Below are 13155 nucleotides of genomic sequence, written 5' to 3' on the forward strand. Positions count from 1 at the left end.
TTTGAACGCGGCCGGCATATAGTTCTTGAAATCATGCCGTTGCCCGCCCGAAAAGCGACCGAGAGGTTCAGGGGGCGGGGTCTTCTTCTCCTGAAATGACGTTGCGTGTCCGCGTGCGGAAATGCCCTCGCGTGTCTGGGGTCATCGGAGAGGATTTATGGCATTCAATAATTGCGATCTTTTGGGCGGTCCTGCTGGAGAAGCAAAGGACGGCATCGGCGATCGGCCGCGCCAGGGTGCGAACCCCCTCGGCAACCGCCCGCGCCGCGCGGCTTTGAGCGCGGTCCTCGCCAGCACCTCGTCGCTTGCCCTGGCAGTGGCCGCCGGCCCGGCCGCGGCCGACGAGGTCATCGATGGCGGCCAGACGGTCACTGTTCCCGGAGACCAGAATTCGCCATGGAATCTCGGAGCCGAAGACCTTGTCGTCGGGGACGCGGGCGCCGGCACGCTGGTCATCGAGAATGGCGGCATCGTCATTCCCGCCGTCGTCCAGGTCGGCCGCCTCGTCGGGAGCAATGGCTCGGTGACGGTTTCCGGAACGGGCTCGAACCTGACCTCGACGGGATCGATCATGCAGATCGGCCTGGAAGGAACCGGATTCCTGACCGTCGGCAATGGCGCTTCGCTGAACACGGACGCCGGCCTCGTCATCGGCCATTTCGAGGGTGGCGAGGGCACGCTGACGGTGACCGGCGAGGGCACGAGCTGGGTGACGGCTCAGCAGGTGACCGTCGGTTCGCAGGGCACCGGCACCGTTTATGTCGAAGACGGCGCCTCGGTAGTGCATGGCGGCGATCTCACACTTGGACTTGGCACGCACAAGAGCGGTTATGTCAATGTGTCCGGTCAGGGAACGAACTGGGAGGCGACCAGCAACGCCATCGTCGGCAATGCCGGCAACGGCATGCTGGATATACGGGACGGCGCGACATTCGACGTCGCGCAGGACCTCGTGGTTGCCAATACCCTGACCGGTTATGGATTGGTGGTCGTCAACGGCGAAGGGGCGAGGCTGACTTTCGACGAACTGCGCGCCGGCGTCGACGGTTATGCTTATCTCATAGTCGAAAACGGCGGTGCGCTGGGTGGCACCGGACATGCTATTTCTCTGGGCACAGGGGCGACCGGCGAGGCCGGATTGCAGATCACGAACGGCTCGTCCGCCGCCGCCGGCACCCTCGTGGCCGGTGATTTCGGCAAGGGGTCCGTCATCGTCTCCGGCAGCATGCTGGAGAGTACCGAAGCATATCTCGGCCGGGAAACGACCGGCATCGGCTCGGTCAGCGTCTCGGGCGCTAACGCGGCCTGGTACAATACCGGCAATCTTTTTGTCGGCTATCGGGGCACGGGCGATGTGACGGTGCAGAGCGGTGCGACGCTGGGTTCGATCGACAGCGCCATCGGCGCACATGCCGGCGCAACCGGCGAGGTGACCGTTCGCGACAGCGGATCGACCTGGTACGCCAGCGGCGACCTCTTCGTCGGCGGCGAGGGCGACGGCACGCTGACGATTTCGGACCAGGCCAATGTCTGGGTGCTGGTGGGCAACGGCGTCACCAACATCGCGACCGTCGCCGGCTCCACGGGCGTGGTCAATATAGGTGCGGCGGCAGGATCGGCGGCGGCGAGTGCCGGCAACCTCTTTACCGCCAGCATCCAGTTCGGAGCGGGCGATGGCACGCTCGTCTTCAACCATACCGATCCGAACCTCTATTTCGCCACGGCCATGAACGGTTTCGGCGCGATCGACCTGCTTGCCGGCACGACGATTTTCGCCAGCGATTCTGCCGGGTTCACCGGCAATACGACCGTCGACGACGGTGCGACACTGGTTGCCAATGCCATATTGGGCGGATCGGTTTCGGTACTTTCCGGCGGCGCGCTCGCGGGCACGGGAACCCTCGGCACGGTGACGCTCGCCTCCGGTGCCACGATCGCGCCGGGCAATTCCATCGGCACCCTTAATGTCGGCGATATCACCTTCGATGCCGGCTCGCTCTATGAAGTCGAGGTCGACGCCCTCGGCAACAGCGATCTCGTCAATGCGGCAGGCATCGCCACCGTCAACGGTGGCACCGTCAACGTCACCCCGTATCCGGACGTTGCGGTCGGCACCGCCTATACCATCCTGACTGCGGCCGGCGGCGTCAACGGCACGTTCGATGCGGCCACGTTTGCCATCAACTCCATCTTCATCACGCCGACGCTGAGCTACGACGCCAACAACGCCTACGTGACGCTCGATCAGACGACGGATTTCCTCGACGTGGCGCTGACTCCCAACCAGAAGGCGGCCGCCGCCGGCATCCAGTCGGTGGGCGGCGGCGACCTCTTTTCCGCAATCGCCGTCCTCGGCAGCATCGAGGAGGCGCGGGAAGCATTCGATGCCATTTCGGGCGAAATCCACGCCTCCGCCAAGACGGCGCTCATCGAGGACAGCCGCTTCGTCCGGGATGCAGCGATGAACCGTATTCGCACGGCCTTCGAGGAGACCACCGCCAGCGCGGTTCCGGTCTTTGCCTATGGTCCCGGCGGGCCGGAAGCGGCTCCCGCCGCCACCGACCGTTTCGCGGTATGGGGCCAGGGCTTCGGCTCCTGGGGTCAGTGGGATGGCGATGGCAATGCCGCGACGATGGACCGGTCGATCGGCGGCTTCCTTTTCGGCGGCGACGCGCTGGCGACGGAAAACCTTCGGCTCGGGCTTCTGGCCGGCTATAGCCATTCGAATTTCGACGTGGACGACCGGTCCTCGTCGGGTTCGGCCGACAGCTACCATCTCGGCGCCTATGGCGGTGGCCGGTGGGGCGGGTTCGGGCTGCGGTTCGGCGGGACCTATAGCTGGCATGACCTCGAGATGAGCCGTTCGGCCGAGTTCACCGGCTTCTCGGACAGTCTCACCGTGGACTATCACGCTGCTACGGCGCAGGTGTTCGGCGAGGTGGGCCATCGGTTCGGCCTTGGCAATGCGAGCATCGAACCCTTCGCCAATCTCGCCCATGTCAATCTCGACACAGGCGGCTTCACGGAAGATGGCGGCGATGCGGCTTTAAGCGCGGGCAGCCAGACGACGAATACCACCTTCACTACGCTGGGGCTCCGAGCCGGAGCTGAGCTGGCGGTGGGAGAGGCCAGAACCGTCAGGCTCACCGGCATGATCGGCTGGCGGCATGCTTTCGGCGACGTGGTGCCGGCCGCAACCATGGCCTTTGACGGAGGCAGTGCCTTCACCGTCGCCGGCGTCCCAATTGCAGAGGATGCCGCCGTCATCGAGGCGGGGCTCGACCTGAAATTGACGCCGCAGGCGACCTTCGGCGTCTCGTATAAGGGCCAATTCGGCTCCGGAGTCAGCGATCACAGCGCCAAGGCCAATGTCGCGGTGAAATTCTGAGTGCGTGAAAGGATGTTGCGGATCGACAGGGGTGCGGTCAGCCCGCGCCCCTGATGCCCTCCGGCATGCGATCGTTCACCTGGCGACCGTCTCGCAGCATTCCGCGATCGCGTCGGCGAAGATGCTTGTGACCGGAATGACGGTAAGCCGCTTGTCGCCGCCGTAACGTCTGCCTGTCTCGACGGTGTCGGCCACCACGATGCTGTCTATGAAGGGCAGTGCCAGGTGCCCGGCAGCCTCCTTTGAAAACAGTCCATGGGTGGCGCAGAGATGGATTCCGGTTGCGCCACGCTGCTTGCAGGCCTCTGCAGCACGGGCCATGGTGGTTCCCGAACTGATCAGGTCGTCCATGATGATGACGACCCGCCCCTGGACGTCGCCGGCAAAGAGATCGCCGCTGACGACGCCCTGGCTGCGCTGCTTTTCGACGAAGCCTTTCGCGACCGGCCGCCGAAGGACCTTCTCCAGGACGACCCGGAACATGTCCGCGCGCTTTCCACCGCCGAGGTCAGGGGAGACGACCGTCACCTCTGCGGATTGCAGCAGGCCGGCGAAATGGGCGGCAAAGGCTTCGTAAGCCGTCAGATGGACGGTGGGGCAGCGGAAGGCGTTCTGGAAGGCCGCCAGATTGTGGCTCTCCATGGTGATCAGCCGGTCGGTGCCCACGGCCTCGAAAAGCCGGGCGACATAGGCTGCGGTCAGCGGGTCCTGTTCCTTCGTCTGCCGGTCCTTGCGCATATAGGCGAGGTAAGGGGTCACGGCGGTCACGCGGGATGCTCCGTTCGTCTTCAGGGTCGCAATGAAGAACAAGAGCTTGCAGAGCCTGTCATGCACGCTCTCCCGATCGGTTCCGTCGAGGCTGGAAATCACATGGATGTCCCGCCCGCGGACATGCGCCAGAGGGCGGGTCTTTTCCTCACCGTCCTCGAAGAAACGTTCCTCGATCGGGCTCAGCGAGAGGCCGAGGCGGGCTGCGACGCGCTCACCGAAAATCCTGCTGCTTTCGAAGGCAAATAGCATGGGATGCGGTTGGGGCCACCGGACCGGCGTCCTTGCGGGAGCAGGTTCGGTCCGCTGCACGCTGGCTGAAGCCAGGAAGGCATCGACGGATTTCCCGTTGCTGGAAAGCGGCGCGACAAGCAGTTCGGTATGGATTGGCCCGGCCTCGGCCGATTTCGAACTGAATATGCCGAGAATGGGCTCACCGGTTTCACCCACCATATCGAACAGCCGGCGCAGCCGCACCGCGCCCCTGCGGTCTGCCGCCGCATCCAGTTGGTTCCCCGTCGAAATCCTGCCGATCAGGGTTGCGGCGGCATCCGCTCCGGACGAAAGCAGATAATGCCGCGGCGCATCGGGGTCCTTCCGGAAGATGAAGGCCTTTTCGGCGGCTGATGTTCCAGCCGTCATGAGCGCTTGCGGCGCCGGCGCGATGAGCTGCTGGCGCCTGTCCAGCCATTCCTGAAGCACAGCCGCCAATCGCTCGTCTGTGGGGCTCGGTACGCTGTCCAGTCGCTGGAAGAGGCGTGTCAGGGCTTTCTTGGTCTTTGCCATCGTCGTCATGGGAATGCTCCTCAACTCATGGCGGTTATTTTAGATCGCGCGAAGGCCGCGGCGATGATCAAGGTCAAATCAGCCGGCCGTTATCGATTCCGGCGAATTGAGGGATGTCAAAGCCCGCGGCGGGCACCAGATTAACATCTGTCGCTGTTTCGTTATCGAAAAGGAACCGGCGTGCATTCTTTGAATGAAAAGATCAGCTTTCTGCGCAAGCCGGAAGCATATCAGGGACGCGGCTCAGAGGTGACGGCCCTGGAGACCCACATGTCCTGGGTCTTTTTGTGTGGCGACCGCGTTTATAAACTGAAGAAGCCGACGGTCGGCCCCTTCTTCGATTTTTCGACGCTTGCCGCCCGGGAATGGAACTGCCTGGAAGAACTGCGCCTCAATCGCCGCCTGGCGCCGGATACCTATCTTCGGGTCGTGCCTCTGGTCAGCCTGCCGGACGGCAGCCTGGTCATCGGAGGGCAGGGCACGGTCGAGGAATGGCTGCTGGAAATGCGCCGCCTGCCCGAACATCTCATGCTCAGCCAGTTGCTGAAGACAGGTGCTGTCGGCGACGACCACCTGCACAGGCTGGCCGATTTCCTCGCTGCGTTCTACCGCTCGGCGGAGCGGCCGGCGATTGATCCCCTCGATCATTTCCGCATGCTCGAATGCCAGAACGACATCAACAGACAGGTGCTGCGGCACGAGGAATTCGAAATCGATCATGAGGCGGTCCGGCATCTGCTGGACGATGTCGACCGCGCCCTGCATTGCTTTCGGGAGAGGATCATCCAACGGATCAACGACGGACGTTATGTGGAGGGACACGGGGATCTGCGGCCGGAACATATCTGTTTCTGCGATCCCATTGCGATCTTCGACTGCCTCGAATTCGATCGCCGGCTGAGGATCATCGACCCGTTCGACGAGATTGCCTTCCTGGGAATGGAATGCGCATTCCTGGGCTCGCCCACCGTCGGCGAGACGCTTTTTCAACTCCTGCGTAAACGGCTTGAGGACCACATATCGCGGGAGCAGAAGGAGTTCTACACGGCCTTCAGGGCGACGATGCGGGCGCGCATGGCCTATTCGCACCTGCTCGACGGATCGGCGAGGTTGTCCCCGGCCATATGGGAGAAAAAGACGAGCAAATACATTGGGCTTGCACGCGGCGCGCTTTACCGCTGCGGGATAGCCGAGACGAATTACACCGGCTGATGCCAGAGTCCGACCCTAGTCAAGGGGATAGAGCAGTCGACCGATTTTCCTGAAGGTCGGATTCGAAAGCTCCCGGAAGAAAAGGATCGGATTTTTTCTGAAATCCTCGGCATCGGCCTCGTCGCCGATCATTCCGATGACGCGCGCCAGGGGTTCCGTGAGCACGTGGCGCCATCCCATGATCCCGTATGGCCCTGAAAACTGGAAGCCCGGTTTTTCGGGAACAGATACCGGCACGATGCGGCTTTCCGGCATGCGGGTTTTTCTCCACCCGGTCGCCAGTTCAAGACAATCCTCGAAGCCGATTTCCTCTCCGGTCACGGGGTTGAAGTAGCGCGGGTACAGAAGATATGCGCCCGCGAAGAGTTCCTCGAGGCGCAGTTTGCGGCGGCGCCGCGGGTTTTTCTGGCGATCGTCCGTCAGCCCCCATCCGGCATAGAAGGGGCACCCCATGACGGTGACGGGAATATCCCGGAGAAGCGCCTCGAATCCTCCAAGCGACGTGATCGTATAGACATGATCGGCCGTCTCCAGAAGGTCCGGCAGGGGAAGCGGATCGGTCACGATCTTGCAGAGATGCGCGACCCTCGCCGGATCGGAAAGGCGCTTGCGGATTCCATTGAGCACGTCCGGATGGGGTCGGTAAAGGATCTCGCAACCGGGATTCTCGGCCGCCGCGGTCCGGACGACGTCGTTGTTCGTTATCGGTCGATCGCATCCGAACCGGATGGACGCGTCGTCCTCCACCTGGCCGATGATGAGAATTCTGCGCTTGTCTTTTTGAACAGGCACGGTTCCGATTGTCCGTGTGTCGTCGGCATTGTATTTGCTGAGCTTCGAAGCAAGCAGCGCCCTGATGCCGTCGCGCGCGCGGCCCATCAGGTCCGGATCGCCCGCGAACTCGTAGGAACTGAGCAAGCATTCGAGATCCGATGCCTCGCGGCTGTCGAAATAGGGCGTGCGGGAATCGATGGTCAGTGAAAAGGGGGCGCTATGGCTGGCATTGGGAACCAGCGAGCGGATGAAGCCGTCTTCGATGAAGTAGAGCGGGATCGAATTCTTCCTGGCAAAGGCAAGGGCCGCGGGAGGTACATTCAGACCCCAGACGAGAAGAGCCGGGTTGGGGGAAGCCTTGATGGCGGCGGCCCACTTACGCGTGAAAACCTTGTCGGTCAGATAGAGCGGCAGGAAGGTGAAGCGGGCCTGGGGAAAATACGCTCGGAGAATCGCTTGTTTCCACCGTCTCAGATGGAAAGCGAAAACGTCCCGGCCTGTTAAGTCCGGCTTTTCATTCGTCGTCATCTCGCCGGCAAGCTTTCCCAAGACAAATCATCCCGCACGGCGGTTTACTTACCCGCCAGCGGAATGAATGTCACATATCAAGCCGTTCTTTTCGATCGTCCGGCGGCTAGTTCCGGTCCCGGATATTGTAATATCCCATGACCACGACACCCCAGGCGAGCAGGGCGCCCAGGAACACCAGGATGGAATTCAGGAGCCTGCTCGGATACTGCGCCAGTTCCGACAGCGTCGGCTGGATGAACACGGCGAGATAGCGCTGCTTGGCATTGGCCTCGATTCTTGCCTTTTCCAGCCCCGTCAGCGCCGAGGTATAGGCGCGTTCGGCGAATTCGCGATCTGTCTCCAGCGTCTCATACTGCTGGATACGGCTCGCGACGTCGGTGAAGGACGCTGCAGCCGTTCGGCTCTGCTTGCTGGCCGTGCCGCTGCCGAACCTCTGTCTTTCCTGCTCGATCTGCTTTTCCAGGCTTGCGATCTGCGAGCGCATGACCCGGACGCGCGGCGTATCCTCGCCCATCTGGGTGAGTGCGGTGGAAAGCTCGGTCTTCAGCTGAACGAGTTTTTCCTCGAGCCCTGCCACCAGTTGGGTCGCGAGTTTTGCCCCTTCCACCGGGTCTGCTTCCTGCGAGGAATCCCGATAGATTCTGAGCGCCAGTCTGGCGTTTGATAAACGCTCTTCCGCCATGCGGACCTCGCTCTGCGCAACTTTCAGGACTTCGTTGCGTGCCGACAACGAGAGTTCGTTTACCAGCTTTTCGCTCTGCGTAATGACAAATGCCGAGATCTTCTGCGAGTCCTCCGGCGTGAAGGCCTTGACCTCAAGCTCCATGATACCGGACGTATGGTCGAAATTGACGTTGACCATGCTTCGCCAGTATTCGAGCTTGTCCTCGATGGGAAGGTCCCGGCCGATACCATAAAAATAATCCAGCCCTCGCGGAGCGAAGACGGAATCCAGCCCGAAGGCCTCGTCCACCGCCTGAACCATCCGCTCGCTGCGGATGAAGTCGAGCAGGACGTAGGAATCGGAAAACGTGCTGCCGGCGGAGGCCTGGGAAAACATCCCCAGAAGGTCCGAGGGCTGGGAAGACTCGATGCTGCGGACGGAAAAGGAAGCCGAACTGTGATATTGGTCGGCAGCGATGAACGCCATGTAGAGAGACGTCAAGACTGCCGGCAGTGCAACGAAAGCCACGAAGCCCGAGACGATCGCCAGATGCCGGAGGCGCAGCTTGCCGATCCAGCCGCGGGTCGCTTTGGCTGCCTGCGGTTCGGCCTCGATGACAGGCGGGGAGGGCTCCGCAACAGGCATGGGGCTTTCCAGAAGCCCCTCAAGCAGACGCAGATTTTTGGGCTTGTGAAGCGGTTTCGCTTCGGGCGCCAGCTGAAGGTGGGTAACAACTTCGCCAGTCTTCTTGCCTTGGGCTTGGTCTGTCACGTCTATTGCCTCGTCATGTTGCGCTCGTGAACGGCGATAGCATCTTCTAAATTATCATAATATGTTAATTTTCCGTCTTCGAGAACGATGCCGGATTCGCAATAGTCCCGCAATGTGGTGGCGCTGTGGGAGACCATGATGACATCGGAATCCGCGAGCCGCTCCTTGAAGACCTGCTGGGATTTCCGCTTGAAGTTTGTATCTCCCACCGCGGTGATTTCGTCGACGAGATAATAGTCGAACCTGACCCCCATGCTGACGCCGAAGGCGAGCCGCGCCCTCATGCCGGATGAATAGGTGCGGACGGGTGCCTTGTAGAAGGCACCGAGTTCCGCGAAGTCGGCAACATAGGCAACAAGCTCCTCCGTGTCGACACCATATATCCTGGCGACGAAGCGGACATTCTGCTCCCCCGAAAGATTGCCTTGGAAGCTGCCCTGGAAACCGAGCGGCCAGGATATCTTGCCCTGGCGGACGATGCGCCCCTTGTCCAGCTCCAGCGTGCCGGCAATGATCTGCAGCAATGTCGATTTGCCCGCACCATTGCGACCCAGGAGCCCGACGCTTCTGCCGCGCGGAATGACGAAGGAAACGTCATTGATGATGGGCTTCGAAATTCCCTTCATTCGCACAAACTTCGTCGCACGTTCCAGCCTGATCATCGTCCTCTCAATACCTTCCCGGAGCTCGTGAATATGAGCAATCCTCCAAACAGCAGAGAAAATGCAATGCCGTAAAGATAGCCCGCATCATAGCCGATGGCACGATATTCGGGGTAGAACCCCTTGCGAAACAGCATGACGACGTGCGCGAGGGGGTTGAGCAGGATCACCTCTTGTGCCGGATGCGGCAGGGTGTCCGGCAGATAAAATACGCCGGAGACAAGAAAGAGCGGGCGCGTGACGATTTCGAAGAATTTCTCGTACAGGGGGTACTTTGGAAACAGCACATTGTTTGCGAGAGCATTTCCCAGAGCCAGCAGGCTGGCGGCAAACGCCGCTTCTATGATGTAGGGCCATTCGATCGTCAGGGGTGTCTTCAAGCTTAGGCCAATGGCCGTGAAGACGCAGAAGGCGACGACGGCAGTGGTTCCCAGTTGCAGGATATAGCGCGCGAGCACAGTGTCGATGGGTGCGACGTTCGGATAGCTCAGGAGAGCGCGGTTTCCGTTGACGGCGCTGTTCAGATAGCCGGCCATCGCCTGGTAGAATTGGTAGGCGATGTAGCCCGTCGCGAAAAACAGCGGAAAGCTCGCTCCCAGGGCCGGTGTGTGGGCGATCGCCATGAAGATCAGAGACAGAAAAGCGATATGGGAGGCGGGATCGAGAAAAGCCCAGATGTACCCGCCCGGCTTGCTGCCAAAGCGGGTGGACGTTTCGCGGACCACCAGCGCCGCCACGACACGGATATGCGTTGTGAGATAATACAAGTGACCTCGTACGGCTAGCCCGGCACGACATCGAAGTTCATGGCCGGTTATCGTGTCGAAAATAAGCTGTTTCGCCGGAAGATGCCAGAGACAACATCAATCGGCGACAATGCCCTGTGCCTGCACCGGTTCCAACGACGCGGTTTCCGCTCGTCTTCCTGCAAGGTCAATGATTGGAGGCGACGCCGCTGCTCGCTCAATTCGCCGTCAGCAGTTCCGTGCAATAGCTCGGGCCATTGGCGCCGGGGCGGTCGGAAACGATTGTGATGTCGCGGATGGTGTAATTATCGGAAACGGTAATTTTTGCCGAGCAACTCACGCTCGCGGTGCGGCCGTTCTGTTGCTTGATGCGCTTATAGCCGCCGCGCCAGTTGTAGACCGTCACGGAGCCTTCGTTGCTGTCGCTGATCGGCGGGCTGAATTTCGCAAAGAACTCTCCGGCCGAATGCCCCACCCATCGGCTCTCGATCGGGTTGCTGGCGATGCCGGCGGTGGTGCAGGCTGAAAGGGCAAGGGCGAAAACGGCGGTCGATGCGATGGCGCGGCGGCTCATGGTCTGGAAAAACCCTGTTGTCTTCTATGGTGCCTGGGAGGCATGTCTTTCGAGATCGCACCTAACAGATTTCTTGCCGGTTTCGCGAGATAGCCGAGAGCCATCGGCATCAAATTTCTCCAACGCCGCTTTTTTGCAACGCCTTGGTTCGAGAGGCCTTTCCGGGCACCTAAGGGACGGATCGCGTCCCTGTCGCAAATTTTTCATGACTGCCGCTTGTGGAATGAAAAATGCTGGTCTATAGAGGCGCCGCTGGTCACGGAGTGTAGCGCAGTCTGGTAGCGCACCACGTTCGGGACGTGGGGGTCGAGTGTTCGAATCACTCCACTCCGACCAGCTTGATCACCTGATATTTCGCAAAAGTCGGCTCCAGCCCGTTACGGGGATGGTTCTCGTTTGAGAGATGCTCTCGTTGCTTGGGTAAGCGCGTCACTCCGAAGTGAGGAAGGCCCGGGCAAAGCCTGGTTCTGCCACCTGCAGGGTCCCCTCGGGCAGCTTCAGAATCCGGTCGAGGGCGATGCCGTAAGTCAGCATCCAGTCGTCCAGCATCGTGACTGCTCCGTCGATGTCCCCGGTTTCGGCCTGTTTCAGCGCCTGGTGCATGACCTTGCCGACACTCAATCGAAGCTCGAGCAGCATCAGCGCAAAGGCCTGCGGATCCGGTGCGTTGAGGCTTCCCTCCTCATGGCCCTGCTTCAGGATATCGGCAAGCAAAGGCTGCACGACTGCCGTCAGCGCCTCGTTGATGCGGTGGAAAAGCACGACGTTTTCCGGCTTGAACAGGACATTGAACGTGTTTCTCAGTTGCGGCGCGAGTTCGACCTTCAGCCGCCGCGAGCCTGCGAAGAGCGCATTCAGCCTGCCGATGGCGTTGATCGACGGATCGTCGAAGAGCGGTCGGAGCTGCTTGAGATTCTCGCGGGACAGCCGGACGGCAAGCGTTTCAAGCAATGCCTCTTTCGACGGAAAATAGTGATAGAAGGCGCCTTTGGAGACGCCGGCCTCGCGAATGATGTCGTTGACGGTGGTGCTTTCGTAGCCACGCGTGAAGAACAGGCGCTGTGCGCAGTCCAGCAGCTCGTTCGACCGCACCTCTGGCGGTTTTTTGATCCGGACCACGATCCTTTTCCCCAGTTAGGCCGGACAATGTCGTCCCGAATGCGACAAAATCCAGCGTTGCGCCTGTATGCCATTTATATAGACTGACGGTCGGTCTGATGCTAGAGGCGTTGTAAAAAGGGGCGCCACCGCTGGAGGTCACCTTGCGAGGCTTGAGATTTGTGATTGCGACCGCGGCTGTCGCAGCAGTGGCCGCTGCGGCTGGTTGGTATATGCTGAGGCCGGCAGCCGTTTTGGTCGCAATGCCGTCGCGCGGCGATGCCGCCGAAGTAGTCTATGCAAGCGGCATCGTTGAGCCGCGCGTCTGGGCCAAGGTTACGCCGCTTATTCGCGAGCGGATCGTTTGGCATTGCAATTGCGAAGGCGAGCGTGTCGCCAAGGGCGACGAGCTCGCCCGCCTTGACGATACCGAGGCGAAGGCGGCGCTCGGCGAGCTTCGTGCGCGGCTGGCGTTTGCGGAAGAGGAGCTCCGCCGCCACACCGCGCTTTCGGCACGGAATGTTGTCAGCCAGCAGGAGTTCGATCGGGCGCGTAGCGAGGTCGTCCAGCTGGAGGCGCTTGTCGCCGGACAGCAGGCGAGGCTGGACAGCTATATTCTCCGTTCGCCGAGCGACGGCGTGGTGTTGAGGCGGGATGGCGAGGTGGGGGAGATCGCCGAACTCGGCGCGGCACTCTTCTGGGTGGGGGAGCCGAGCCCTCTCATCGTGGTCGCGGATGTCAATGAAGAGGATATCCCCCGGATTGTCGTCGGGCAGAATGCGCTGCTGAGATCCGATGCCTTTCCGGGACGGCAGCTCGATGCAGAGGTGGACAGCATTACCCCGAAGGGAGACCCCGTCACGAAAACCTATCGCGTCCGCTTTCGCCTGCCGGACGACACGCCGCTCAGGATCGGCATGTCGACGGATGTGAACGCCATCGTCAGGGTTTCCCGCAATGCGCTCCTTTTGCCCTCCGTTGCGGTCGAAAACAGCAGGGTCTTCGTCGTCGACGGCGACAGGGCGTATGGCCGCGACATCCGCGCCGGTATTCGCGGACCGCAGGGTATCGAGGTTCTGTCCGGCATCGACGAGACGACCCTTGTCATCACGCCGTATCCGGCCAACCTGACCGATGGTGCGCGCGTGAAGGTATCGGACGCGAAGACAGGGTGAGGTGGC

At 61.2% G+C, this 13155-nt stretch carries 10 protein-coding genes and 1 tRNA gene; 4 read left to right on the forward strand and 7 right to left on the reverse strand.

From position 1 onward, the window contains the following. The first annotated feature begins 157 nt into the window (after window positions 1-157). Window positions 158-3388 carry an autotransporter outer membrane beta-barrel domain-containing protein gene (locus QEO92_RS03150; RefSeq protein ID WP_227702127.1) on the forward strand — a complete coding sequence of 1077 codons (3231 nt, stop codon included), beginning with the start codon at window positions 158-160 and terminating at the stop codon, window positions 3386-3388. Between the two features lie 75 nt (window positions 3389-3463). On the opposite strand, the gene QEO92_RS03155 is transcribed toward QEO92_RS03150, so the two are convergent. Continuing rightward, the gene (locus tag QEO92_RS03155; protein ID WP_227702128.1) at window positions 3464-4951 is read right to left on the reverse strand and encodes a ribose-phosphate diphosphokinase; all 1488 of its coding nucleotides are present in this window, start codon (window positions 4949-4951) and stop codon (window positions 3464-3466) included. Between the two features lie 171 nt (window positions 4952-5122). Here QEO92_RS03155 and QEO92_RS03160 point away from each other — a divergent pair, with 171 nt between their 5' ends. Then, window positions 5123-6154: a hypothetical protein gene (locus tag QEO92_RS03160; RefSeq protein WP_227702129.1), complete on the forward strand. Its 1032-nt coding sequence runs from the start codon at window positions 5123-5125 to the stop codon at window positions 6152-6154. Between the two features lie 15 nt (window positions 6155-6169). Here QEO92_RS03160 and QEO92_RS03165 read toward each other — a convergent pair whose 3' ends face one another. The 5 genes from QEO92_RS03165 to QEO92_RS03185 form a co-directional block, all read right to left on the reverse strand. Beyond that, complete coding sequence (locus QEO92_RS03165; protein WP_227702130.1) at window positions 6170-7477, reverse strand: capsular polysaccharide export protein, LipB/KpsS family; 1308 nt, start codon at window positions 7475-7477, stop codon at window positions 6170-6172. 85 nt (window positions 7478-7562) lie between these two features. Continuing rightward, window positions 7563-8900 carry a KpsE/RkpR family capsule polysaccharide export protein gene (locus tag QEO92_RS03170; RefSeq protein WP_407722036.1) on the reverse strand — a complete coding sequence of 446 codons (1338 nt, stop codon included), beginning with the start codon at window positions 8898-8900 and terminating at the stop codon, window positions 7563-7565. Then, window positions 8897-9556: an ABC transporter ATP-binding protein gene (locus QEO92_RS03175; protein WP_037157970.1), complete on the reverse strand. Its 660-nt coding sequence runs from the start codon at window positions 9554-9556 to the stop codon at window positions 8897-8899. Before QEO92_RS03175 ends, QEO92_RS03170 begins: the two co-directional genes overlap by 4 nt. Further along, window positions 9553-10323, reverse strand: a complete 771-nt coding sequence (locus tag QEO92_RS03180) for an ABC transporter permease (RefSeq protein ID WP_227702131.1) — start codon at window positions 10321-10323, stop codon at window positions 9553-9555. The genes QEO92_RS03175 and QEO92_RS03180 overlap by 4 nt, the downstream gene beginning before the upstream one ends. Before the next feature lie 196 nt (window positions 10324-10519). Further along, window positions 10520-10876: a hypothetical protein gene (locus QEO92_RS03185; protein ID WP_227702132.1), complete on the reverse strand. Its 357-nt coding sequence runs from the start codon at window positions 10874-10876 to the stop codon at window positions 10520-10522. A gap of 259 nt (window positions 10877-11135) precedes the next feature. Here QEO92_RS03185 and QEO92_RS03190 point away from each other — a divergent pair. Beyond that, window positions 11136-11212, forward strand: a tRNA-Pro gene (locus QEO92_RS03190). 93 nt (window positions 11213-11305) lie between these two features. On the opposite strand, the gene QEO92_RS03195 is transcribed toward QEO92_RS03190, so the two are convergent. Next, window positions 11306-11995 carry a TetR/AcrR family transcriptional regulator gene (locus QEO92_RS03195; RefSeq protein WP_227702133.1) on the reverse strand — a complete coding sequence of 230 codons (690 nt, stop codon included), beginning with the start codon at window positions 11993-11995 and terminating at the stop codon, window positions 11306-11308. Window positions 11996-12207: 212 nt separating this feature from the next. Here QEO92_RS03195 and QEO92_RS03200 point away from each other — a divergent pair, with 212 nt between their 5' ends. Beyond that, a complete protein-coding gene (locus QEO92_RS03200; RefSeq protein ID WP_227705073.1) occupies window positions 12208-13149 on the forward strand; it encodes an efflux RND transporter periplasmic adaptor subunit in 942 nt (313 codons plus the stop codon). Window positions 13150-13155: the final 6 nt, after the last annotated feature.

This window comes from Neorhizobium petrolearium, assembly GCF_029854435.1.
In the GTDB taxonomy this organism is placed as follows: domain Bacteria; phylum Pseudomonadota; class Alphaproteobacteria; order Rhizobiales; family Rhizobiaceae; genus Neorhizobium; species Neorhizobium petrolearium.

Bases quoted from the DNA above. Each gene is read 5' to 3' on its own strand.
- QEO92_RS03155 (WP_227702128.1), bottom strand. From the start codon at position 4,951: ATGACGACGATGGCAAAGACCAAGAAAGCCCTGACACGCCTCTTCCAG.
- QEO92_RS03175 (WP_037157970.1), bottom strand. From the start codon at position 9,556: ATGATCAGGCTGGAACGTGCGACGAAGTTTGTGCGAATGAAGGGAATT.
- QEO92_RS03150 (WP_227702127.1), top strand. From the start codon at position 158: ATGGCATTCAATAATTGCGATCTTTTGGGCGGTCCTGCTGGAGAAGCA.
- QEO92_RS03185 (WP_227702132.1), bottom strand. From the start codon at position 10,876: ATGAGCCGCCGCGCCATCGCATCGACCGCCGTTTTCGCCCTTGCCCTT.
- QEO92_RS03200 (WP_227705073.1), top strand. From the start codon at position 12,208: ATGCTGAGGCCGGCAGCCGTTTTGGTCGCAATGCCGTCGCGCGGCGAT.